Origin of the sequence: Variovorax rhizosphaerae (genome assembly GCF_037889975.1) — a bacterium.
GTDB classification, from domain to species: Bacteria; Pseudomonadota; Gammaproteobacteria; order Burkholderiales; family Burkholderiaceae_C; genus Variovorax; species Variovorax rhizosphaerae.
In genome coordinates, this window is record NZ_JBBKZT010000015.1 from 94,879 (window position 1) to 116,850 (window position 21,972).

Sequence of the window (21,972 nt, forward strand, 5' to 3'; positions counted from 1 at the left end):
GCCAGATCGACGCAGGCGCTTCGAGCAAGGGCAGGTCAGGGCGGTGGTGGCCTGGACCTCGCTGCGCGCGTCCTGATGCTTTCTGCTGAGTAGATATCGCGGTGGACGTATCGGCGGGCCGGATTGCGATGGGAGGGCCGGCAGGCGACTGGGGTCTATCTTGTCCAGCCGATGATGAAGTCCATCGCCACGCAAGCCGCGCAAAACAGCAACGGCAAGAGCATGGCTTCGAGCCGGGCAGCCTGCGCGTTCAGCACCGCTGCCTCTGCGGCAAGTCGCTCGGAGTCATCGGTGCCGAAGGTGTTCATGGCTTGGTCCATTTTGCAGTTCCCGGCTTGACCGTCCATGGCGGGGCACCAGGACAACAGGTGTAGGCCAATCTGTAGGCCAGAAAGCACAACGGGCCGCGAGGGCCCGTAAATGCTTGATTCTTGGCGGAACCGGAGTCCTTCGAGACTCACGGCAAACCCACTAACCACGCGGTTTTCGAGAAAGTAGGCCGCTCCTACCTACGTTGATTCGTACGTCAGACGTCACTCCGTTCCACGGATTCACACCGGGGGTTCGACCGTCGTTTTTTTGAGATAAGTCCGAGAAAGTCGAGCCGCTAAAGCGTCCCGCTCAAGGTTCGAGGGGTACGGGGAGCCGGGTCGGGAGATCGGCCTCTAGCGGGCCGTCTAGGGGCCTTCTAGGGCCTTCGACGAGGGGCCACAATCGACCGGGTAACGAACTCCCGGAGAACGGCGATGCTCCCCCCACATCTCGTGAAGCGGCTCTCGCGCCCGGCCCTCGCGGACTCCATCGCGATGCGTTCGTCGAGCGCGTTTGTCGCCATTCATGTCCGGCTCGCGGATGCGTTCGCCGAGGCGGGCGTCGATCCGGGCGAGGCGGAGGCGCTCGCGCACGGCGTGGTCGACGGCATCATCACGGCGGTCGCGGGCGCGAGCGACAAGATGGTCAAGGCGGTGGTCGCGACAAGCGAGACGGCGAAGAGCGCGCCGCGCCACTGATTCGTTGGCTGGTCATTCCCACGTCCGGCTCCGGAGTGCCTCGGCGATCTAGGTCGTGCGACTGGGCAAGTGGATCACAGGCGTGCCGATCAGGAACGGGCAAGCCGAGCAGGGTTGGCGGAGGTCGAACTTCATGGGGCCGCCGTTACATCTTCTGGAGGCAGACGCGCCTGATCTGGCGCCCAGACTCGGCCGGGGACCAGTCGTTCGCATAGACCGCGTCCACCATCGCGAGGCCGAGGCTAAGAGTCTTTCCGTCGAGGGTCTGCCGGGCGACCCTCTTTGCGACCGAAGCCGGCTCGCCTTGGTCGCGCGCCTTCGCGACGGCAGTCGCGGTTTCGCCGATCCGCGCGCAGAAGGCGGCGCGGTCGGCGTCGGCGTCGGCGTTCGCGGCGAAGGCGCTGGCCGAGAGGAGCGCGGCGACGGTGATCTTCCCGAGCACGTTCATGCCGGCTCCTTCGGTTCGGGGGTTTCAGTCTTCTTGCGTGGCATGGTCAGTCTCCTTCGGTGGTGGTTATGGGGGGTTCGTGGTCTTCGTCTTCGTCGTCTTCAGGCTCGACCGGTGCCGCGTCGAGCGCGGCGGCGCAGACCTCGACGCACCACTGAGCCATGGGGCGCCTATCGCTCCGACTCGGAACGCTGCAGCCCCGCGCCTCGGGCCATATAGCGGAGGATCAACGGCGACTCGGTCCCCTCGAGCGCCAGGAAGTGGCCGACTGCGCGGTCGAGCATCTCGATGGCGTCGGCCTTCGATATCTCGACGTCCTGCCCCTCCTTGAGCAGCTTCCCGAGAATCTCGTCGGCGGCGCCCGCGAGGGAGATCGCGCACACGTAGTCGCCCTCGTCGAGGTAAAGCGCGATGGCGCGATCAAGCTGCCAGCGGGCGGCTTGGGCCTTGGTGAAGAACTGAGCCGGCTGAGTCGTCTCTGTCATCGTTGCGATCCTTTCGACGGAGAAAGGATGTTATCGGATCGACGCGTGGCATATTCCGGGGGATGCCCACCGCGACTGCAATGAATCGAGAAACAGGAATGCGCTGGATGCGCAACAAGGACTAAATGTCTGACGACACCAGGGACAAGCTCGCTTTTTTATTGTTGGGCTGGTTGCTCGGCTTGCTTGCTCCGGTCATCGTTGACGGCATAAAGCGACGGCGCGAAAACAGGTTAGGCCGCGCAGCAATTCGCGTCGAGTTGCTCCAAGTTCGAGAGCGGCTGATCCTCGCAGCTCATGCCGCGGAGGATCATCTTGGAACGCAGACGAAGGAAAAAATTCGATGGACGTTGAAGCGCCTTCGTGCTCGCGAAGGGGACAAGATTCGCCCTGCGCTGGAGATGCGCGTCAATCAGGCGGACGCGGAGTTTGAAGCCGTAGTCGCTTACCTTGCAGGCAAAAGCAATAAGTCAATCAGGTTGCAGAACTACGGCACGCCACTTCTCGATGCGCGGGTCGCGGCCCTGTGGAGCTTTAGCACTGAAGCGCAGCGTGTCCTGCTGGAAATCAAGACAGAGATGGGCTTCCTTGACGATGTCGTGGCTCAAACGAGATTCTTCGACGAATTGACCTTCAAGGACCTTCCTTCGGCAAACCATCAGATCGCCGTACAGAGCGTGAGGGAGTACATCGGTACGTACGCTCAGCGAGCGCGACGGGCAGTTGAATTGATTGACAAGTTCCCGTAGCTGGTCACGCGCAAGGCTGCCAAACCAACTCTGGACGTCTGCCCTGAGGCCCGATGCCGCCCTTGGTCAGTCGCTGCGATGGATGCGCCGCCTGGACACTCCGAAGCCCCCGCCCGTCGGGTCGAGGAGGTCGTCGATTCCGAGACCGTGCGCCTCCAGCACCGAGCGGCACTTCGCGAGGGCGGAGACTTCGAGTTGCCGGACTCGTTCGCGAGAGAGATTCATCGCCCGGCCGACGGCGGCGAGGCTCATCGGCTCGCAGGCTCTTTCGACGACGGGCGGCCCGACGTGCTCGGGCGGCCCGTACTTCGCGATGGAGCGGCCGGCCCTCATGGCGTCCCCGGGGCCTTACCCCTGCCGAGGGCCTTCGAGAGCGTGAGCGTGGCTCTGGCGGCCTCGTGGCGCCCGTTCGCGGCCTGGACCTGCGAGAGGCGCTGCGCGACGGCTGCCGCGTGCTGCGGGTTCGCCGCGAGGCGTTCGCGGCGGCCGGGACGTTGACGTTGGGGCATGGGGACGGTGCTCCTCCTACCGGCCGGTAGCACCGTCGCCCTTCCGATTGGATCCAGACTTACTTCGTGACGTACCCGCCGCCCGGCGAGAGGGCCGGTTCGAGATGGCGTTCCCGGACGCCTTCGACGGTGGCGTCGCGGCCTTCATCGTGGGGCTGCTGCCCGGCGCCGTGGTGGCGCTCGACCTCGCGGCGCAGGAACGCTATCGCGGAGGTCGAGCCGAGGGCGCGGCCGTGGCGTAACAGGGCCTTCTCGTCGGAGGTCAAGTCCGCGCGCAACTTCTTCGTCATGGCGGGTCCGGACTCAGGCGGCGAGCAGGTTCGAGGCCGCTCGGACGGCGGCCAAGGCGCGGGCACGAACGGCCATCGGATCGCGAGCGAGCATCTGCCCTTCGAGCCGCTTGATCCGGTCGTCGCGCTGGCGCAATGCCTGGCCGATGACGCGCCCGACGGCGTCCATCAGGTCCGCGTTCCCGAGCTTGTTGATCGCGCCTCGCTGGACGGCCGAGAGCGATGTTCCTCGTGGAACACATCGCCGCCCAAGGATCGCGTCGGCCTTCGCGACGGCTTGCCTCGCCCGTGCCCGTGCGGCTTCCTGCCGGGTCGATGCCCGGGCTTTCGGCCTGCCGCTGCGGACGAGGCCCGAGCGCAGCGCCAGCGCGATGTCGAGACGCGGGGTGACTTCGGTCGAGCCGTCCGGGCAGACAACGGTGAAGAGGCCCATCGCGGTTCGCGGGAGGCTCGCGGCCAGCGGGCTGAGGTCGGCGGAGTAGTAAGACATCGTGATGGTCCCTCCTCAGGCGCCGAAGCCGGCGCGCGCGACCCGGCCGTCCGACGTGGTGACCGCCGCGATGCCGGCGGAGCCGAGGCCGGCGCGGACCGCCTCGGCGATCTCGTCGGCGGAGCGGGCGCCGTGCAGCAGGACCGCATCGCGGGCGACTTGGGCCGCGAGTTCAGCTGCCTCTTCGAGCCGGGCCTGCGCGCGCTGCTCCCGGGCGTCGGCGATGCGCTCTCGCATCAGCGCGTGGTAGCCCTCCGGGTTGTCGGATTCCGATCCGAAGATCACGGACGTCGGCGCCGACGTGACGGGCTCAAGTTTCTCGGGCATGACTCGTTCCTTTCTGGAAGACGATGCGCCAGGCGGCGGCGATGCGCGCGCGCAGGGTGAGGACCGGCGGCGGCGAGCGGGTCAGCACGGCCTCGATCTCGGCGACCGTGACCTTGCCTGCGAGGATCGCGTCGCGCGTCGCGTCGCCCGTCTCGGTCGCGATCCGCAGCGCGCGCTGCTGCGCGTTCCACGCCCGGCGGTGCTCGGCGAGTTCGCGAGCGACGGCCGCGTCGACCTCGGACCCACTGCCGAAGGTGGCGATCTGCAGGCGCGGCGCGGGCTGGTACTCGAAAGGCATTGTTGCTGTTATGCGAAGAATCTGAGACGCCATTATTCGCCTTCTTCCTTCAAATGTGTTCAGGCATCTGGGCTCTATTCGTGCCGCGCAACCGCAGTTCCTTCACGCCTGATGAAGGGCACTTTGCCGGCGCTGATACATTCGGCCCGCAAATCTAGGAGCGGGCATGACAGATCGAGTCTTCGAGATATTTGGGCAATTGGTCCTTGCCGGCGGCGGTGGCGGCCTGATCGCCTACCTGCTCACGCAGTGGCTCGGCAAGAAGTGGATCGAAAACAAGTTCGCCGAGCGCCTTGAGCAACTAAAGCACGACCAGAACGTAGTCGTAGCCCGCCTCAAGGTTGAAGTCGATTCCATGCTCAGCGGCGCGCTCAAGTTTCAAGAGCGCGACTTCACAGTACTGCCGGGCGTCTGGGAGAAGCTCTACCAAGCGACGGTTCATATCGACTGGTTGATTTCTCCAATACGCGAAATCGCAGATGTGGCGAGCATGAAAGATTCTGTGTTCATCGACTGGGTCGAAACCTTGGAATTCAGCGCGATGCACAAAGGCGCGCTGTTGCGGACGACGCAGCCGGAGGAACGCCAGAAGCATTACGAGGGGATCAACTACATATATCAGATGGCCAAGGTCCGAAAGATCTTCGGCGACTATCAGCGGTACGTGCAAGAGCATGCTATTTTTTTTCCGCTCGATCTCAAGGCAAAGCTGATGGCGATCGAGGAAGCCCTTTGGCAACAGATTTGTGACCGCGGCGCGTTGGAAGAAGGAAAGGTCTGGGGCGGCGCGGTGCAAGACCTTGGCGCGGCATTCGAGAAAGTCATACCGCCATTACGCGACGAAATCGAGTTGCTCATCCGAAGCCGGTTGGAGAGCCACATGAAGGCGTTCAGCGAGAAGGTCTCTTCATAGCAGGACTCCTTTGACGCTGGTGCTGCCCATTCGCCGCCGGGACGGGTGCCGATCAGCGCCAGTCAGCGGGCGTTGATTCATGCTGAAAATTTCCTATGCAACTTTCGTCTTTTTTGGAAAAAAATAATCTCGCGGGAGCAGCAGGTCACGATTAACGACCTGCCTTTTTTTTGAGCAGCCAAAGCCCCCCTCGTCCACCTCTCCGCCGTTGCGAATCATGCGCGTTGTTCCCATTCGGATACATCGGTGCGATGTTCCTCGTGGGATGCGTCCGGTGCGTCATGGCGTGGCCCTCGCGCTCGCCGCCTTGGCGCCGCTTGGCGCGCTTGGCCCTCAGCAGAGCCTTGAGCAGCTCGGTTTCGGATATCGATTGGCCAAAATGCTCGCGCGCCTCCTACTCTTTTTTTTAAGCAGTGGGTGGCAGTATGCAAAGGTGTACGGATTTCGTTGTAGTGAGGGCCCGCGCGCATTTTTGGGCCAATCGATGAAAAAGCTAGTGCTCATGCGGCTTCCCGGGCTTTTTTTGTCGCGCCGCCGTATACGGATTTCGTTGCAGCGGAGGGCTCACTACAACGGAATTCGTATCGGAAAGCCCGTTTAACACTACGAAATCCGTATCGGTACGATACGAATTCCGTATGCCTGCTTTGTTTTTGGACGCGCCCTTTCGGATGCCGAGGACTGCGGCGTCGGCGGTGGCAATCGCGCGCTTGGCATCGGCCTTGGTCTTGAATTCCTGCCACTCGTTGGTGGGCGGCATCCTGGGAATTTGGAGCTTTGACTGCTCGAACACCTGCTCGTCAGTGAAGCGGAACAGGTTGCAATGCCGGCGGCCCATAGCGATGCCACCTTGGCGCGTTTTCTGAATCAGGCCGACCGCCTGTAGTTCGCGCAAGCCATTGGCAAGGGTCGACGGGGATTTGAAGCGCGGCAGCGTGGATGTCGTGGCTTCGATGTTGCCGTTGTTGGTGCTCAGCAACTTGCGCCGCAATGCCAAGTACAGCGACTGCGACGAGTAAGCCAAGGCTGCCCATGCCGCCGAGTCTTGAATCTCCCAATAGAGCCGGGAATGGCCGCCGCGTGGGTCTGGTGGCTTCTTCATTGGGAGTTCCGCGAGAGCGCGCGGGCGGCGGTGGTCATGGCTTCTAGACCCTCCGGCCCATCGCGACGTGCTGTGACTGGGCGTCTTCCCCGGCGCCGACGACCGGGCCCACGACGGCGATGTTTGCGCTGGTGATCTTCAGCGCCACGCGCGGCGTGGTAACCGCGCTTACCGCGTCGGCGAGATAGCTCAGGGTGAACGCGGCAACGAATTCGACGCCGTCCTCAACGTCGCACTCGAACTCCTCGACGGCCTCCAGGCCCGCGCCCGTCGCACCGGCAACCGTCAACGTCATGAGGCCCGGCCCGGTTTGTAGACGGACGACCGGGCCGGCCACACCGGTCTTGCCATCGCCTGCGACCCGGGCGCGCGAGAGGGCCGCCAGCAACGCCGCGCGGTCCGCCTCGACCTCGACGACGAACGAGGTCGGGATCACCCGCTCGACGTCCGGGTACCGGCCATCGACAAGGCGGCTCGTCAGCGTGTAGGCGCCGGCACTGACCTTGATGAGGTTGGCCCCAATCGACACGCTCGCGTCGCCCTCGACGCTGGCGAGCAGGCGCGCGAGGACCGTCGCCGTCTTTCGCGGGACGAGCGCGGCAAGGGGCTCCTCGCCGCCTGTCGTCCTTTCGATGCTGCGCCACGCCCGCCCCACGCGGTGGCCATCGGTGGCCGTCAGGGCGATGCTCCCGGCCTTGAACGTCAGCTGCGTCGCGTTCAGGTAGTAGCGGATATCGTGGGCGGCCATCGCATAGGCAACCTGGGCGAACAGGTCCGCCAGCGCCGGGGCGCTCACGGTCTCGACGGTCGCCCCGGGGCTCGAAGGGAGGAGTGGGAAGTCCTCGGCGGCGACCAGCGGGATCGACGCGCGGGAGCCGGCGCAGCGCATTCGCAGGAGCTTGTCCTCGACCACGGCGGTGAGTGGAGCATTCATGTCGCCGAGGCCGTCGAGGAAGGCTTCGAGCCGGCCCGCGTCGACGGCGACGCTGAAAGCCGGCGCCTCGCCCGGGGTCGCCGCCAACGGCATGCGGAAGTCGGCTTGGCGCTCCAGGCCGGTGGTCGTGAGCGCCAGCACGCCGTCGGCCACGCGGATCAGCACGCAGTCCGCGATAGGCAACTTGCCCGTGCGCTCGACGACGGCGGTCAGCGTGGTCATGGCGCCCGCCAGCGTGCGGCGCTGGCCGGCGTCGAGCGCGAGCATGATCACGTCGCGGCCTTGGCGGCGGCGTCCGGGGGAATCGTCGCGTACCGGCGCAGTGTGGCGCCGATGGCGGCAAGGAACTCGACATCCTGCTCGCTCAGCGTGGCGACCGCCGGGGTGACGCAAGCGATCTGGCTGCGATAGATTTCTTCGCGGGCGTCGTCCAGAAACTCGACGAGTTCGTCGCACTTGGCGAGCGCGTCTTCATGAGGGTCAACAGGGTCGAAGGTGGTGGTCATTCGGGGCTCCTTGGGGATGCCGGAAACCGCCGGCGCGTATTCACAGGCGCAGGCGCCTCCGAGACCTGGAACCCGTGCAACGCGAGGATGATCACGATGCGGGCGAGTTCATCGTCGCCGGCGTCGCGGTCGTCATCACCGCGGTCGGCATCGTCGCGGTAGTCCCGGCTCATGGCTTGCTCCCGCCGGCGCCGACCCGGTCGAGCCAAGCCGAAAGTTCGAGGAGCGAGTCGAGTTGCTTGGTCAACGCCCACCGCGTCGCGATCCAGCAAGGCCGGCCGTTGTCGGTCGTCGAGCGGATGACCACGACGCCCCGCAGCGCGGCCCGGGCTTGGAGCGTACTTTCCCATTTCAGGTCGTCAGCGGCAGTCGCCGGGACGCCAGGCAGATCGCCAAGCGTTTTCATGATGTTGCCGACTCCAGCGCGTTGATCGCCTCGTCGATGTCCACGGCCGCTCCCGAGAGGCAGTCGGCGAGACATTCGGCCATCTCGCCAAGGTCATTGAAGGCGAACAGGCTTTGAGCCCTGTTCCGGGCGATCACCAGGTCGTGCTTGATCTGGTGCAGGTCCGCCGAGATGTCACTCAGCAGACGAACACGTGGCGAACGTGTGCGGGCTACCGGTTGTGCCGGTGCCGGTGCCGGCGTCTTGTCCGCCGCCAGGATTCGGCGCTGCTTCCGGTCGTCGATCTCCTTCTCCGCGGCGTGCAGACTGATCTTGCCTGACTTCACCTTCGCGGCCAGTTCGGGATCGGCCCTCTTCACCTTCGCCGCGGTAGCGACGGAACGAACGGACACATTGAGCATGACTGCCGCCTCGCCTTGGCTTACCCCGACGTGGCTCTGCAAAGTAGCAGACCCTTTGTGTGCGCCTCGGTTGTCGCCTAGCTTCAGCGTCGCCAAGTCGGCGGCGCTGACGGCGAGTTGGCTCTGCGAGGAATGCCGGCGCAACAAGTTGTACGATTTGAGCACGGCGACCGCCTCGGCTACCGTGCCGTTGAAATTCTTCACTGGGTAGTCGTTGCGCCCGGCTGCTTGCGCGGCCCGGTACCGATTGCGGCCGTCCAGGATCAGGCCGTTCCAAAGAACGAGCGGTTCGCGCACGCCGTAGACCTTCACGTCGCCGACCAGCTTGTCGAACTCGTCGCCCTGGATCAACTGGAATATTTCGGCCAGCGGATGCGCCTTGAGGTCGCCGAGATGCGACGTCGAAGGGCTTGGCGCGGGCGCTTCAACACCGGGTACTGCCGCAGGTTCGGTCGACAACGTGCCGGGCGACGCCCAGGCAGCGACCTTGCGCTCCCAGACGGCGAGCGCCTCGCCGCCGGTGTCGGACTTCTGCCGGAAAGGGAAGCCGTCGCAGCCGTGCGTCAGGATCACCTTCTTCTTGTCGGGCTCCCGTGTCGGCCCGACGCCGCACACAGGGCAGGGAGAGGCGTGCGCAAGCGCCAGCTTGAATGTGATCGACGCCTTGCCGAGAGGCGTATCGGCGCCAGGAAGTATTGCGGTCATGGTGTGGGTTCTCCATGGCCGTCAGCGGGTTCGCGCTGCGCTACGATGGGCAAACCGTCAAGCCGGGTCTCTCTCGGGACAGTTCGCCAAAGGCCGCTCAGCGTCGCACGCTGGCGGCCTTTCCTACGAAGTTGACGAAGCGGACGCTGCTAAACGAGCAGCGAGCGCGGCCTTCGAGGGCCGGCCAACCGGCTTCCCGTTCTTGCTCAACGTCTTGGGCTTGGGCGCTTCGGCGACGATGCCCAGCGCGGCGGCCGGCGGCTTCCAAGGCACGACGCCTTCCGGTACCGCGACGGGACGCGAGCCGATCCAATCGTCGATGTCGGATTCAAGCCACCCGACGGCCCGCCCGGATGGCGTGAGCATCTTCGGCGGCGGAAACTGGGAGGCCCCGATCAGCTCGTAGATGGTTGAGGCTTGTACGCCGGTGCGCGCCACGACGACGTCGAGCTTGAGAATGCGACGCGGGGAATACATCGGCGGCGGCGGGGCTGCCATCACGGCGGAGACGGGCGGTGTGTCCATGATCGAGACCTCAACTGGCTTTATGGTCCGCCCACTCTTTCGTATTCCGGTTTCGCCGTAAACCCGGAACATATGTCCCGTCCAGTTACCAGTCTTGCAACATCTTCTTGAGTGCGGTCAGGTGCCGCTGAATCGTCTTTGCACCGGGTACCCCGATATCCGGATAGTGATCACTCCACGCGTTCTCCACCGCTATGGCGGTCGCGCGCTTGCCGTCGGCGATCAGTGCGGCTCGAATGTGGTCGACCCTCTCACTGGTCTGGACCGCCTGCTCCGAATTGTCTTTGCCCTTGGCCGCGCCGTCCGCCTGCTTCTTGTAGTAGCTCGCGGCCCAGACATTGATCTGAGTCCGCGCCTGTCGCATAAGCTTGTCGGCCTCCGCGACCGACTCGTCGCCCCCATTCAGACGCAGTTGGGACGCGCGTTGCAGCAAGACGAGCACGTAGTCAGCCGGCGACGAATACTCGGCCCTCCAGGTAACGTTTCGCTCAACGTCACCGGAGATGGCCGTGATGTGTGGGACCGTCGGAGCCGGCGGCTTCGGGCGGGGCATCAGGCCGCCTCGGCCACCCGGGTTGCCTTCGCGACGCGCGTACGCTTCGGCACCGCGATGGTCGCGGAGGGCTGAGCATCGGGCGGCGTCACCAACTCGTCGACGGCCGGGTCGCCATTGCAGAAGCGCGTCCACGCGTCGAGGACGCGGCGGCGTCGCATCATTGCCGGACCTCGAACGTAGGTCCGCTCGGCCTTGTCGCCGACCGTGTGCGCCATGATCAGTTCGCAGACCTCCCGGGCAAACTCGGTGCTTTCGTGGACCCATGTCCGGAAACAAGCTCGCGCGAGTCCGTGCTGCGTCGGCTTGTTGCCCTTCTTGTTTCGGAGACCGCACTCGTCGATCACGGCGCGCATCGCGTTCTCCGAAAGCGCGGTGAATGGCGCGTCACGCCGAAGCTGCGACGCGAAGACGTACGGGCACCCGTCATGTTTCTCCTGCCCCCGGATGATCTCAAGCGCACGACTCCCGAGCGGGACGATGTGACCCAAGCCGTTTTTTGTGTCCTCGCCCTCGGCGAGCCAGTAGGGAAGCGCGCCACCGAGGTCGTGAAGGTCGTCCCACTTCATCATCAGAAGCTGGTCACTGCGCGAGACCGTCAAGATCGACATCTCCAACGCCCTCGCCCCTTGTCCGGGCCGGGCGCGAATGAGGTCGAGCGTCGCGGGAAGGTCGACCCAGTCGATGGACTCCATCGGCTTGGTCTTCTTCAAGTCCCCAGGGGCGGGCAGGATGTGCTCGAAGTTGTCCTTCCACGCCGCCGGGTTGGGCACCGTCGGGCACAAGCCCTTCGCCATCGCCGCGCCGAGGATATTCGCGATCCGGCCGCGCACCCGGTCGGCGGTCTCGTTCTTGCCGAGCCACAGCGTCGTGTCGTACCCGTCCTTGCCCTTGACCTTCTGGACGAGCACGCGCTCGACGTCCGCCGTCGTGATCTCGCCGGGGAGCATGTCGCCGATGATCGGGTAGGCGTAGTCGCCGAGGCTTTGCCTCCACTGGTTCTCGCTCCCTTTTTTCGGCGGTTCCTTGCCGCCCGCCAGCGCGCGCTTGACCAGCTTTTCCTTCCAGCCGGGCGCCATCAGTTCGATGTACTCGCTCGCTATTTGGCGGAACGGCTTGCCCGCCGCCGCCGTGCCTGCCGCTCGCGATACGGCGGTGCGCTTGAGCGCGACGCGCTCCTCGGCCGGGTCACGCCCCTCGTGCAGCGCCAGCCGGTGTTCCTTCGCCTTCGCCCGGGCGGCCGTCACGTCGATCGTGTGCAGCGGCCCGACTCCGAGGCTGCGCATCTTCCCGGCGCGTTCGTACCGGAAGATCCAGCTCGCGCCGTTCTCCCCTCGAATCTGCAACCACAAGCCGCCGCCGTCGCCGATCAAGGCGTCGGGGCCTTTGATCGCCTTCTTGATCTCTCCGTCGGAGAGCTTTTCGATTCCACGTCCCACGTTCGTTCCTTCGTTCGTACCTACGTTCCGATTCTAGAACTTGGCGGAACTCGGCGGAACTCTACGGACGTAGAAAAGCCCCGAAACCCTTTGTTTTCGCGGGTTTCGGGGCTTTTTAGGGTTTCATCCCGAAGGGATCAAACGTAGGCTTGGCGGAACCGGAGGGATTCGAACCCTCGATGAGGCTCTACACCCCATACTCCCTTAGCAGGGGAGCACCTTCGGCCACTCGGTCACAGTTCCTGAGCCATCGATTATGCCATCTTTGGCGACGTTTTACGCCGGAGGTTGATCCAGGTCAAACGCCTTGTGCAACGCACGCACGGCCAGCTCCATGTACTTCTCGTCGATCACGACCGAAGTCTTGATCTCGCTGGTCGAAATCATCTGGATGTTGATGCCCTCTTCGCTCAGCACGCGGAACATCTTGCTGGCCACGCCAACGTGACTGCGCATGCCGATACCCACGATGCTGACCTTGCAGATCTTCGCGTCACCCACCACTTCGGCCGCGCCCAGCTTCGGCAGGACCTTTTCCTTGAGCAGGTCGATGCACTTGGCGAAATCGTTGCGATGCACCGTGAAGCTGAAGTCGGTCTTTCCACCCTTGCTCAGGTTCTGGATGATCACGTCGACTTCGATGTTGGCATCGGCCACTGCGCCCAGGATGTGATACGCGATGCCCGGCGTGTCGGGCACGCCCAGCACCGAGACCTTGGCCTCGTCGCGGTTGAATGCAATGCCGGATACGACGGCTTGTTCCATTTTTTCGTCTTCCTCGAAAGTGATCAGCGTGCCGGACTTGGCTTCTTCGTTGATGTCGATGTCCCACGGCGTGAAGCTCGACAGCACACGCAGGGGCACCTTGTACTTGCCCGCGAATTCCACCGAGCGAATCTGCAGCACCTTGGAGCCGAGGCTGGCCATCTCGAGCATTTCCTCGAAGCTCACCGTGTGCAGGCGGCGTGCATCGGGTTCGACGCGCGGGTCGGTGGTGTAGACGCCGTCGACGTCGGTGTAGATCAGGCACTCATGCGCCTTCATCGCCGCGGCAATGGCCACCGCAGATGTGTCGCTTCCGCCGCGGCCCAGCGTCGTGATGTTGCCTGCCTCGTCCACGCCCTGGAAGCCGGTGATGACCACCACCTTGCCGGACTCAAGGTCCGCGCGCACGCGCTCGTCCTCGATGCTTTCGATGCGTGCCTTGGTGAAGGAACTGTCGGTGCGCACGGAGACCTGCCAGCCCGCGTAGCTGACCGAAGGCATGCCCTCGGCCTGCAATGCGATCGCCAGCAGCGCCGACGAGGCCTGCTCGCCAGTAGAGGCGAGCATGTCGAGTTCGCGGTTGTAGTCGTCGCTGGTGCGGCCGGGCGCAAGCTCCTTGGCCAGGCCGAGCAGGCGATTGGTCTCGCCGCTCATCGCGCTCGGAACCACCACCATCTGGTGGCCGGCGCGTGCCCACTTGGCAACGCGCTTGGCAACATTGCGGATGCGCTCGGTCGAGCCCATCGACGTGCCGCCGTATTTGTGAACGATCAATGCCATGGGTGAAATATGGGAAAGAAAGAAAACCGGCCCCGGGGCTCCTTGCCCTGCGGTGGTACACCCTTGACTTTCAGCGCGAAGCCTCCGTCGGGGGCGAAGGATTGTACCAATGGAGGAATGCCCCCCTCCGTTCGGCGAAGCCCGTGCCGATCTTGATGTGCAAGCGGTGGCCGCGCGTGGTGCAGGCCTCGACCTGGTCCAGCAGTTCGTCGAGTTGCGCCGTGCTGGGTGTGCAGCCGTGGGTCCTCAGCAACCAGTGACGCAGCACGTTCGCTTGGCGCGCGCGCGACAACCGGCGCAAAGCGTCGATGGCCGGCGGCGTGCCGATGGTTGCCAGGTCCTGCTGTCCCAACTCGACGAGCAGGCCGTGTGCTTGCGCCGCGTGCCGCGCGCTGCGGGCGAAGGTCAACCGGAATTGCGGGAAGGCACGGTCGAGTGCCGGCAGAAGTTCGGCACGGATGCGGTTGCGTGTGAAGCGCGCATCGGCATTGCTCGGGTCTTCGATCCATGGCACGTCGCGCGCGGTCAGCCATGCGCGGATGTCCGCGGCGGGCACACCGAGCAAGGGTCGGTGGAACATCAGGCCATCTCGTTGCGCCACCTCCGGCATGGCCGCCAATCCGGCCAATCCCGCGCCGCGTGACAGCGCCAGCAACACAGTCTCCGCTTGATCGTCGGCGTGCTGGCCGAGTCCGATCGAACGCACTTCGGCACGCGTGCCATCGCCTCGGGCGAGCGTTGCCAACGATGCATAGCGGGCGCGTCGCGCCGCGTCTTCCGGACTCTCGCCTGGAGCATGCCGCGCATCGACGCGCTGCACCTTCAGCGTCACGCCCAGGCGCTCGCAAACATCAGCGCAATGGCGCTCGAATCCGTCGGCCGCCGCCTGCAACCCGTGATGCACATGGAAGGCCTCCACCTGACCCGGCCAGCGCGCAGCACAAGCGATCAGCAGCGCCGTCGAATCCGCGCCGCCGCTGTAGGCCACGGCAAGCGGAAGCGCCGGCTCGAAAGCCGCAATGGCCTCATCGAATTTCATCGGAGGATTGTGCGACGCGCTCGTCTCGGACATGCGGGCCGCTGCGGGAAGCCCGCGCGCGTGGCCCATTGCAGGAAGTCCGCGCAGGCGGGCCGCAACAGCCGGCGCCCACGTCGGGCGCCGCAGCGACTACTTGTCAGCCTTGGTGTCGTTGAAGCGGCCGTAGCTCTGCAGCCGTTCGTAGCGACGGTCCAGCAGTTCCTTGACCTTCATGTCGCTGACCTGTCGGAACGCATCGCCCAGCGCGCGCTTCAGGAACGCGGCCATCTGGCGATGATCGCGGTGCGAGCCGCCCACGGGCTCGCTCACGATCTTGTCGACCAGGCCCAGCGCCTTCAAGCGATGCGCCGTGATGCCCAGCGCATCCGCCGCTTCCTTCGCCTTCTCCGAAGTCTTCCAGAGAATCGAAGCACAGCCTTCGGGACTGATCACCGAGTAGATCGAGTACTGCAGCATCAGCAACTGGTCGCCCACCGAAATCGCCAGCGCGCCACCCGAGCCACCCTCACCGATGATGGTGACGATGATCGGCACCTCCAGTTGCGCCATCTCGAAGATGTTGCGACCGATCGCTTCGGACTGCCCGCGCTCTTCCGCATCGATGCCGGGATACGCACCCGGCGTGTCGACGAAGGTGAAGACCGGCAGCTTGAACTTCTCGGCCGTCTTCATCAGGCGCAGCGCCTTGCGATAGCCCTCAGGCTTGCTCATGCCGAAGTTGCGCGCCGTGCGCTCCTTCGTGTCGCGCCCCTTCTGATGTCCGATGACCATGCAAGGCGTGCCGTTGAAGCGCGCAAGCCCGCCCACGATCGACAGGTCGTCCGAGAAATGCCGGTCGCCATGCAGCTCGACGAAATCCGTGAAGATCTCGTTCACATAGTCGAGCGTGTAAGGACGCTCCGGATGCCGCGCGATCTTGGTGATCTGCCAGGGCGTCAGGTCGCTGTAGATGTCCTTGGTGAGTTGCTGGCTCTTCTTGCCGAGCTGATCGATCTCTTCGGAGATGTCGACCGCCGACTCGGTTTGCACATATCGCAGTTCTTCAATCTTGCTTTCGAGTTCCGCAATGGGCTGCTCGAAATCGAGGAAGGTTCGTTTCGCCAACGTCTTCTCCTTGTTGTTCAGTACACGACCGGTGCCGGGTCGAGTGAACGCCAAATATACCAAGTTGCGACGCTGCAATAGGGTGCCCAGGCGACAGCAACTTCACGTGCATCGCTGCGGCTGACAGGGTCGCCGGAAAAATAATTCTGGCTGATGCCGGTGATGAGGCCAATGTCGTCCAACGGGAGCACATTGGGCCGCATCAGGTGAAAAATCAGGAACATTTCAGCTGTCCAACGGCCGATGCCGCGGATCGCGACCAGCTCCTCGATGATGAGCTCGTCCGCCATATGTTTCCACGCATTGACATGCACGGCCTGCGTGTCGAAATGAATGGCCAGGTCGACCAGATACTCCACCTTGCGCGCCGACAGGCCGCAGGCACGCATGTCATCGACCTTGAGCTTCAGCACATTGGCCGGCGTCATCTTGCGCGGCAGCAGCGCCTCGAACTTGTCCCACACCGTTTGCGCGGCCTTCACCGAGACTTGCTGGCCCACGATGCTGCGCGCCAGCGTGGTGAACGCGTCACCGCGCGACTCGAGCCGCACGTCGCCGAACTGCGGGATGAGCCGCTTCATCACCCGGTCCTTCTTCGCCAGGTGCTTGCACGCTTCTTCCCAGTAGTCGGGCGTGAAGATCTCGACAGTTGCTTTCTTGACAGGCGCCACGCTGATCCTCAATTCACTGCGCCGAAGCCCAAGTGGTTCCGGTGGGTGAATCCTTCAGCACGATGCCTTGCTCCAGGAGGTGCTTGCGGATGCGATCCGCCTCCGCGAAATTCTTTGCTGCCTTGGCCGCCGCACGTTCGGCGATCAGCACCTGGATGGCCGCATCGTCGAGCGCGCTGCCGGCTTGCAGGAAGGCCTGCGGATCACCCTGCAAGACACCCAAAGTGCCGCCGAGCGCCTTCAACAAGCCAGCCAGTTCAGGCGAGCGCGTCCGGTTGACTTCGCCCGCCAGATCGAACAGCACCGCGATCGCTTCCGGCGTGCCGAAGTCTTCGTCCATCGCAGCCTTGAAGCGCGCGGCATGGGGTTGCGACCAGTCGATCGCAATGTCTGCAGGAGCGACGCCATCGAGCGCCGTGTACAGCCGCTTGAGCGAGTTGCGCGCGTCGTCCAGATGCGCATCGCTGTAGTTCAACGCACTGCGGTAGTGCGTCCTCACCAGGAAGAAACGCAGGCTCTCCGCGTCGTACTTCTGCAGCACCTCGCGGATAGTGAAGAAGTTGCCCAGGCTCTTGGACATCTTCTCGTTGTCCACGCGCACGAAGCCGTTGTGCACCCAGAAGCGCGCCAGCGGCTTGCCCGTCGCGCCTTCACTCTGTGCGATCTCGTTCTCGTGGTGCGGGAACTGCAGGTCCGCGCCGCCACCGTGGATGTCGAAGGTATCCCCGAGCGTCGCGCGGCACATGGCCGAGCACTCGATGTGCCAACCCGGCCGGCCCACGCCGAAGGGGCTTTCCCATTTCGCATCGTCCGGCTCGGTCGGCTTGGCCGACTTCCACAGCACGAAGTCCAGCGGATCTTCCTTGCCGTCGAGCACCGCCACGCGTTCGCCCGCATGCAACTCATCGAGCGACTTGCCCGAGAGCTTTCCGTAGCCCGGGAACTTGCGCACCGCATAGTTCACGTCACCGTTGGTCGAGCGGTAGGCCAGGCCCTTCTGCTCGAGCTTCCCGATGATGTCGAGCATCTGCGGCACGTACTCGGTGGCGCGCGGCTCGATGGTCGGCGGCTCGATGCCGAGCGCGCCGATGTCCTGGTGCATTTCCGCCACCACCTCCTCGGTCAACGCACGGATCGTGATGCCGCGCGCCAGTGCGCGGGCAATGATCTTGTCGTCGATGTCGGTGATGTTGCGGACATAGGTGACGTCAAAGCCACTCGAACGCAACCAGCGTTGCACCACGTCGAAGGCCATCATCATCCGGGCATGGCCGATGTGGCACAGGTCGTACACCGTCATGCCGCAGACGTACATGCGCACGCGGCCGGGTTGCAGTGGAGAAAAGTTCTCCAGTTCACGCGAGAGCGTGTTGTAGATGCGCAGACTCATGGAATTTCGAAGGCCGCCATTGGATGCTCGTGCGTCGCTGATGCAATGCCGAAAAATGGCCGCGTATTTCTGGGGTGTTGGGGTTGTAGCGGCAAGGGCTGCCGAGCGGTCCCTCAGCTACAATTCATTTCAAGTATAAACGGCCGGCAGCGGGCATTTTTTCGGGTGTTTGTCGAGCCCTCATCCGCTCTTTTTCCAGAGGCTTCATGAAGCACGCCGCACCTTCCATGCACATCATCACCCGCATTGTCTCCGCCCTCGCCTTTGCGCTGCTGCTGGGCGCGGCCCATGCGGACGAGTATGCAGACGTCAACCTGTTGCTGCGCCAGGGCAAGCAGGCCGAAGCCCTCAACAAGGCCGAGACCTACATCGTCGGCAAGCCGCGCGACCCGCAGATGCGCTTCCTGCGCGGCGTGATCCTCAGCGAGCAAGGCAAGGTGCCCGAGGCAACTGTGGCCTTCACCCAGCTCACACAGGACTTCCCCGAACTGCCCGAGCCCTACAACAACCTGGCCGCGCTCTATGCGTCGCAAAGCCAGTTCGACAAGGCCCGCACCGCGCTGGAAATGGCGGTCAAGCTGAACCCTTCCTATGCCACCGCGCATGAGAACCTCGGCGACGTCTACGCAAGGCTCGCCGCACAGTCCTACACCCGCGCACAGCAACTCGAACCCGCCAACGCTGGCATTGCCCCCAAACTCACGTTGATCCGCCAGATCTTCACGCCGGCCAGCGAGCGCGCAGCAGGTACATTGCCGCAAGCCGCGCCGGCCCTCACCAAGCCAGGCATTCGCAAGTAACCCCCCGCCGTTGGGCGCTGCTCCGGCGGTGCCGGCGGCACTGCCATGAAAGGGAGACTCTTCTTGAACATTTCCTACCTGACCCGACGCGCCGCCCTGGCCCTGGGCGCCGCAGCGCTGTTGACCGGCACCGCATGGGCACAAGATGCTTCCGCGCCGCGCGTGAAGCTCGCCACATCGATGGGCGACATCGTGGTGCAGCTCGACCCGGCCAAGGCGCCGAAGACGGTGGCGAACTTCCTGCAGTACGTCAACGAGAAGCACTACGACGGCACGGTGTTCCACCGCGTGATCGACGGCTTCATGATCCAGGGCGGCGGCTTCACGCCCGAGCTGAAGCAGAAGCAGACGCGCGCGCCAATTCCGCTCGAAGCCAGCAACGGCCTGAAGAACGACAAGTACACCATCGCCATGGCCCGCACCGGCGACCCGAACTCCGCCACCTCGCAGTTCTTCATCAACGTGAAGGACAACGCGATGCTGAACGCGCCCAGCCCTGACGGCCATGGCTACACCGTGTTTGGCAAGGTCGTGGCCGGCACCGACGTCGTCGACAAGATCCGCGCCACGCGCACCGGCGCAAAGGGCGGCATGTCCGACGTGCCTGCCGAGCCCATCATCATCCAGTCCGCCACCGTCGTGGCGAAGTAACCCGAGAACCGCACCATGAGCAATCCGCAAGTCGAACTCCACATCAAGAACCAGGGCGTCGTCACGCTTGAACTCGACCGTGCCAAGGCACCCAAGTCGGTCGAGAATTTCCTCGCCTACGTCAAGAACGGCCACTACGACAACACCGTGTTCCACCGCGTCATCCCCGGCTTCATGGTCCAGGGCGGCGGCTTCGAACCCGGCATGAAGCAGAAGCCGACCGCCGCGGAGATCCAGAACGAAGCCAACAACGGCCTGAAGAACGACAAGTACACCGTGGCCATGGCGCGCACCAACGCACCGCACTCGGCCACCGCGCAGTTCTTCATCAACGCATCGAACAACAGCTTCCTGAATCACACCGCGCCCTCGGCCCAGGGCTGGGGCTATGCCGTGTTCGGCAAGGTCATCTCGGGCAGCGACGTGGTCGACAAGATCGAAGCCGTGAAGACCGGCCGCAAGGGCTTCCATGACGACGTGCCGCTCGAAGACGTCGTGATCGAGAAGGCCGTCGTCACCGCTGAGTGAACCATGCTGCAAAGGCCCGCATGACGACCCATGACGCGGCTTTTGCCGAATGCGTTGCGCCGCCCGTGTGGCGCACCGTCGACCTGCTTTCCGACCTGCATCTGCACGTCGACGAGCCCGCCACCTTTCAAGCGTGGTGCGGCTATTTCGAGACCACGCCCGCGGACGCGATCTTCATCCTCGGCGACCTGCTGGAGGTTTGGCCCGGCGATGACGTGGCGTCCCAGCCCGGCTTCGAGGCGGAGTGCGTGGAGGTGTTGCGCAATGCGTCCCAGCGCCGGCCGATCTTCGTGATGCACGGCAATCGCGACTTCCTGATGGGCGCGGACTTCGCCGCCCGCAGCGGCGTGACGATGCTGGACGACCCGACGGTCCTCGTGCTGCATGGCGAGCGCTGGCTGCTGAGCCACGGCGACGCGTTGTGCCTCGACGACCACGAGTACCTCCAATTCCGCGCGCAGGTGCGATCGCCCGAATGGCAGCAGGCTTTGCTCGCACGGCCGCTGGAAGAACGGCGCGCGCTGGCCCGCTCGGTACGCAATCAGAGCGAAGACCGCAAGCGCAGCCCCGGCATGGTGTGGGCCGATGTCGATGCCGATGCGGCACGCGACTGGCTGCATCGCGCGAATGCGCGAACGCTGATCCACGGGCACACGCATCGCCCCGCGGAGCATGACCTCGGCAATGGCCTGCGGCGCATCGTGCTGAGCGACTGGGATGCCGCTGCCCATCCGCCCCGTGCGCAGGTGCTGTGCCTCTCCGTCGCTGGCGCCCAACGCGTGGACTTGCGCTAGATGTTGAGTTGGCTGCGCAACCTGCGCGCGGGACCGCAGATTCCCGATGCGGCCTGGCGAGCGACGCTCGACCGCTATCCCTTCCTCTCGAATCTTCCGGCATCCGATGCGGTGCGCCTGCGCGAGCTGAGCGCCCTGTTCCTGCGGGACAAGCGCTTCCACGGCGCCAAGGGTTTCGAGATCACGGACGAGGTGGCATTGGCCATCGCCGCACAGGCTGTGCTGCCTGTGCTTCACCTGCGAGGTGGCCTGGACTGGTACGACGATTTCGTCGGCATCGTGGTGCACGCCGACGAGATGGTCGCGCGCCGCCGCGTCACCGATCCGACGCAAGTGGTGCACGAGTACGACGAAGTGATCGCCGGCGAGGCCATGGAGAACGGCCCGGTGACGTTGAGCTGGAAGGCCGTGCTGGACAGCAGCAACACCACCGGCACCGGCTACAACGTCGTCATTCACGAGTTCGCCCACAAGATCGACATGCGCGACGGCGCGGTCGACGGCTGTCCGCCCCTGCCCGTCGGGTTCGCGGGCGCACCCACTGCTAACGCGGCCCGCGCCGCATGGCTGGCCGTGCTGAAGCCCGCCTACGACGACTTCCGCGAGAAAACCATCATGGCCGACCGCTTCGGCGCCGAGAGGCCGTGGCTTGACGACTACGGCGCCGTCAACATCGGCGAATTCTTCGCGGTGGCCTGTGAGGCGTACTTCGTGAACCGCGCGCGCTTTGGCGCGGATTTCGCCCCGCTGCTTGCGTTGTTCGACGAGTTTTTCAAATCCAGGCGACGATAGTCCGTTCGAAGAGGTTCATCAGTCCGCCGAATCCAGACTGGCGGCTCCATCACCGGCTGCGCTGGCCCAGCGTCAGCGTGTCGAGCTGGAAGTTGCCGCTCTTGTCCCACAGCCAGGTCTCGACGTAGGTGTGCGCGCCGATCTTCGCGGGTGGCGGCGGTAGCGGCGAGGCCTTGTTGATCAACTCCGCGATCTGCAGGCTGACCTCCGGCGCATGTTCCGGCGTCCGCATGAAGGTCACGGCCTCGACTCGACCGTCAGCGCCCAGATGCGTCTCGACCGTGACCACCGCATAGACCAGCGGCGGAATCTTGCCTTTGTAGATCCGCGTCTTGTAGACCGTATAGATGTGGCGAGCGCCGGTCTTGCGATAGCCCCGCACTTCCGGCGTCTGCTGCGTGATCTTGCGCACCGGCGCGGGCAACGCGGCCTTCGCCGCCTCCTGTTCAGGCGTCAGCGGAGGCGCACCCGCCTCGCCCGCCTGCTTCGGCGCCATCAACTCACAGCCACTCAGCCCTGCTGCCAGCACGATCGCCGGGAGCAAGAGACCGAAGCGGCTGCGTTGCAT

Annotated in this window: 31 protein-coding genes and 1 tRNA gene; 8 read left to right on the forward strand and 24 right to left on the reverse strand. The window is 64.5% G+C overall.

What is annotated here, in order from left to right:
- Positions 1-155: 155 nt before the first annotated feature.
- Positions 156-308 carry a hypothetical protein gene (locus tag WKW82_RS27765; RefSeq protein WP_340345815.1) on the reverse strand — a complete coding sequence of 51 codons (153 nt, stop codon included), beginning with the start codon at positions 306-308 and terminating at the stop codon, positions 156-158.
- 438 nt (positions 309-746) lie between these two features.
- Between WKW82_RS27765 and WKW82_RS27770 the strand changes: the two genes are divergently transcribed.
- Positions 747-1,010 (forward strand): hypothetical protein, encoded by a 264-nt coding sequence (locus tag WKW82_RS27770; RefSeq protein WP_340345816.1) that lies wholly within the window; start codon positions 747-749, stop codon positions 1,008-1,010.
- Positions 1,011-1,155: 145 nt separating this feature from the next.
- On the opposite strand, the gene WKW82_RS27775 is transcribed toward WKW82_RS27770, so the two are convergent.
- Both WKW82_RS27775 and WKW82_RS27780 read right to left on the reverse strand, forming a co-directional pair.
- Positions 1,156-1,458 carry a hypothetical protein gene (locus WKW82_RS27775; RefSeq protein ID WP_340345818.1) on the reverse strand — a complete coding sequence of 101 codons (303 nt, stop codon included), beginning with the start codon at positions 1,456-1,458 and terminating at the stop codon, positions 1,156-1,158.
- Positions 1,459-1,628: 170 nt separating this feature from the next.
- On the reverse strand, positions 1,629-1,943 hold the full coding sequence (locus WKW82_RS27780) for a hypothetical protein (RefSeq protein WP_340345819.1): 315 nt from the start codon (positions 1,941-1,943) through the stop codon (positions 1,629-1,631).
- Positions 1,944-2,068: 125 nt separating this feature from the next.
- On the opposite strand from WKW82_RS27780, the gene WKW82_RS27785 reads away from it, so the two are divergent.
- Positions 2,069-2,692: a hypothetical protein gene (locus WKW82_RS27785; protein ID WP_340345820.1), complete on the forward strand. Its 624-nt coding sequence runs from the start codon at positions 2,069-2,071 to the stop codon at positions 2,690-2,692.
- Positions 2,693-2,758: 66 nt separating this feature from the next.
- Here the strand turns inward: WKW82_RS27785 and WKW82_RS27790 are convergent, their stop codons facing one another.
- The 5 genes from WKW82_RS27790 to WKW82_RS27810 form a co-directional block, all read right to left on the reverse strand.
- Positions 2,759-3,025, reverse strand: coding sequence for a sigma factor-like helix-turn-helix DNA-binding protein (locus WKW82_RS27790; protein WP_340345821.1), 267 nt, complete (start codon positions 3,023-3,025; stop codon positions 2,759-2,761).
- A gap of 235 nt (positions 3,026-3,260) precedes the next feature.
- The gene (locus WKW82_RS27795) at positions 3,261-3,491 is read right to left on the reverse strand and encodes a hypothetical protein (RefSeq protein WP_340345822.1); all 231 of its coding nucleotides are present in this window, start codon (positions 3,489-3,491) and stop codon (positions 3,261-3,263) included.
- A gap of 13 nt (positions 3,492-3,504) precedes the next feature.
- Positions 3,505-3,981 carry a hypothetical protein gene (locus WKW82_RS27800; RefSeq protein ID WP_340345824.1) on the reverse strand — a complete coding sequence of 159 codons (477 nt, stop codon included), beginning with the start codon at positions 3,979-3,981 and terminating at the stop codon, positions 3,505-3,507.
- A gap of 15 nt (positions 3,982-3,996) precedes the next feature.
- Positions 3,997-4,308: a hypothetical protein gene (locus WKW82_RS27805; RefSeq protein ID WP_340345825.1), complete on the reverse strand. Its 312-nt coding sequence runs from the start codon at positions 4,306-4,308 to the stop codon at positions 3,997-3,999.
- Positions 4,292-4,606 (reverse strand): hypothetical protein, encoded by a 315-nt coding sequence (locus tag WKW82_RS27810; RefSeq protein ID WP_340345826.1) that lies wholly within the window; start codon positions 4,604-4,606, stop codon positions 4,292-4,294. Before WKW82_RS27810 ends, WKW82_RS27805 begins: the two co-directional genes overlap by 17 nt.
- Positions 4,607-4,772: 166 nt before the next feature.
- Between WKW82_RS27810 and WKW82_RS27815 the strand changes: the two genes are divergently transcribed.
- A complete protein-coding gene (locus WKW82_RS27815; RefSeq protein WP_340345827.1) occupies positions 4,773-5,519 on the forward strand; it encodes a hypothetical protein in 747 nt (248 codons plus the stop codon).
- Positions 5,520-6,012: 493 nt separating this feature from the next.
- Here WKW82_RS27815 and WKW82_RS27820 read toward each other — a convergent pair whose 3' ends face one another.
- From WKW82_RS27820 to cysS, 15 genes are all read right to left on the reverse strand, one after another.
- Entirely contained in the window at positions 6,013-6,621 is a 609-nt protein-coding gene (locus tag WKW82_RS27820) for a hypothetical protein (RefSeq protein ID WP_340345828.1), read from the reverse strand.
- A gap of 43 nt (positions 6,622-6,664) precedes the next feature.
- On the reverse strand, positions 6,665-7,822 hold the full coding sequence (gene dnaN, locus WKW82_RS27825; protein WP_340345829.1) for a DNA polymerase III subunit beta: 1,158 nt from the start codon (positions 7,820-7,822) through the stop codon (positions 6,665-6,667).
- Between the two features lie 2 nt (positions 7,823-7,824).
- Positions 7,825-8,061 carry a hypothetical protein gene (locus tag WKW82_RS27830; RefSeq protein WP_340345831.1) on the reverse strand — a complete coding sequence of 79 codons (237 nt, stop codon included), beginning with the start codon at positions 8,059-8,061 and terminating at the stop codon, positions 7,825-7,827.
- Positions 8,058-8,234: a hypothetical protein gene (locus tag WKW82_RS27835; RefSeq protein WP_340345832.1), complete on the reverse strand. Its 177-nt coding sequence runs from the start codon at positions 8,232-8,234 to the stop codon at positions 8,058-8,060. The genes WKW82_RS27830 and WKW82_RS27835 overlap by 4 nt, the downstream gene beginning before the upstream one ends.
- Complete coding sequence (locus WKW82_RS27840; RefSeq protein ID WP_340345834.1) at positions 8,231-8,467, reverse strand: hypothetical protein; 237 nt, start codon at positions 8,465-8,467, stop codon at positions 8,231-8,233. The genes WKW82_RS27835 and WKW82_RS27840 overlap by 4 nt, the downstream gene beginning before the upstream one ends.
- Positions 8,464-9,573 (reverse strand): hypothetical protein, encoded by a 1,110-nt coding sequence (locus tag WKW82_RS27845; protein WP_340345835.1) that lies wholly within the window; start codon positions 9,571-9,573, stop codon positions 8,464-8,466. Before WKW82_RS27845 ends, WKW82_RS27840 begins: the two co-directional genes overlap by 4 nt.
- Positions 9,574-9,696: 123 nt before the next feature.
- The gene (locus WKW82_RS27850) at positions 9,697-10,098 is read right to left on the reverse strand and encodes an AlpA family phage regulatory protein (RefSeq protein WP_340345836.1); all 402 of its coding nucleotides are present in this window, start codon (positions 10,096-10,098) and stop codon (positions 9,697-9,699) included.
- An 85-nt stretch (positions 10,099-10,183) separates the two neighbouring features.
- Positions 10,184-10,651 (reverse strand): hypothetical protein, encoded by a 468-nt coding sequence (locus tag WKW82_RS27855; protein ID WP_340345837.1) that lies wholly within the window; start codon positions 10,649-10,651, stop codon positions 10,184-10,186.
- The gene (locus tag WKW82_RS27860) at positions 10,651-12,090 is read right to left on the reverse strand and encodes a tyrosine-type recombinase/integrase (protein ID WP_340345838.1); all 1,440 of its coding nucleotides are present in this window, start codon (positions 12,088-12,090) and stop codon (positions 10,651-10,653) included. The genes WKW82_RS27855 and WKW82_RS27860 overlap by 1 nt, the downstream gene beginning before the upstream one ends.
- Before the next feature lie 150 nt (positions 12,091-12,240).
- Positions 12,241-12,333: transfer RNA gene (locus tag WKW82_RS27865), tRNA-Ser, on the reverse strand.
- A 33-nt stretch (positions 12,334-12,366) separates the two neighbouring features.
- On the reverse strand, positions 12,367-13,635 hold the full coding sequence (locus WKW82_RS27870) for an aspartate kinase (RefSeq protein WP_340345839.1): 1,269 nt from the start codon (positions 13,633-13,635) through the stop codon (positions 12,367-12,369).
- Positions 13,636-13,705: 70 nt separating this feature from the next.
- Positions 13,706-14,674, reverse strand: a complete 969-nt coding sequence (gene tilS, locus WKW82_RS27875) for a tRNA lysidine(34) synthetase TilS (protein ID WP_340345840.1) — start codon at positions 14,672-14,674, stop codon at positions 13,706-13,708.
- Positions 14,675-14,803: 129 nt separating this feature from the next.
- Entirely contained in the window at positions 14,804-15,778 is a 975-nt protein-coding gene (locus WKW82_RS27880; protein ID WP_340345842.1) for an acetyl-CoA carboxylase carboxyltransferase subunit alpha, read from the reverse strand.
- A gap of 17 nt (positions 15,779-15,795) precedes the next feature.
- Entirely contained in the window at positions 15,796-16,449 is a 654-nt protein-coding gene (locus WKW82_RS27885; RefSeq protein WP_340345843.1) for a DNA-3-methyladenine glycosylase family protein, read from the reverse strand.
- A 13-nt stretch (positions 16,450-16,462) separates the two neighbouring features.
- Positions 16,463-17,839 (reverse strand): cysteine--tRNA ligase, encoded by a 1,377-nt coding sequence (gene cysS, locus WKW82_RS27890; RefSeq protein ID WP_340345844.1) that lies wholly within the window; start codon positions 17,837-17,839, stop codon positions 16,463-16,465.
- 206 nt (positions 17,840-18,045) lie between these two features.
- Here cysS and WKW82_RS27895 point away from each other — a divergent pair, with 206 nt between their 5' ends.
- The 5 genes from WKW82_RS27895 to WKW82_RS27915 all read left to right on the forward strand — a co-directional run bounded on the left by WKW82_RS27895 (position 18,046) and on the right by WKW82_RS27915 (position 21,404).
- Positions 18,046-18,639, forward strand: coding sequence for a tetratricopeptide repeat protein (locus tag WKW82_RS27895; RefSeq protein ID WP_340345846.1), 594 nt, complete (start codon positions 18,046-18,048; stop codon positions 18,637-18,639).
- A 63-nt stretch (positions 18,640-18,702) separates the two neighbouring features.
- Positions 18,703-19,290 carry a peptidylprolyl isomerase gene (locus WKW82_RS27900; protein ID WP_422823607.1) on the forward strand — a complete coding sequence of 196 codons (588 nt, stop codon included), beginning with the start codon at positions 18,703-18,705 and terminating at the stop codon, positions 19,288-19,290.
- A gap of 15 nt (positions 19,291-19,305) precedes the next feature.
- Positions 19,306-19,818, forward strand: a complete 513-nt coding sequence (locus WKW82_RS27905) for a peptidylprolyl isomerase (RefSeq protein ID WP_340345848.1) — start codon at positions 19,306-19,308, stop codon at positions 19,816-19,818.
- A gap of 20 nt (positions 19,819-19,838) precedes the next feature.
- On the forward strand, positions 19,839-20,612 hold the full coding sequence (locus tag WKW82_RS27910) for a UDP-2,3-diacylglucosamine diphosphatase (protein ID WP_340345849.1): 774 nt from the start codon (positions 19,839-19,841) through the stop codon (positions 20,610-20,612).
- On the forward strand, positions 20,613-21,404 hold the full coding sequence (locus WKW82_RS27915) for a M90 family metallopeptidase (RefSeq protein WP_340345850.1): 792 nt from the start codon (positions 20,613-20,615) through the stop codon (positions 21,402-21,404). It abuts the gene before it with no gap.
- Between the two features lie 49 nt (positions 21,405-21,453).
- Here the strand turns inward: WKW82_RS27915 and WKW82_RS27920 are convergent, their stop codons facing one another.
- On the reverse strand, positions 21,454-21,972 hold the full coding sequence (locus WKW82_RS27920; protein ID WP_340345851.1) for a hypothetical protein: 519 nt from the start codon (positions 21,970-21,972) through the stop codon (positions 21,454-21,456).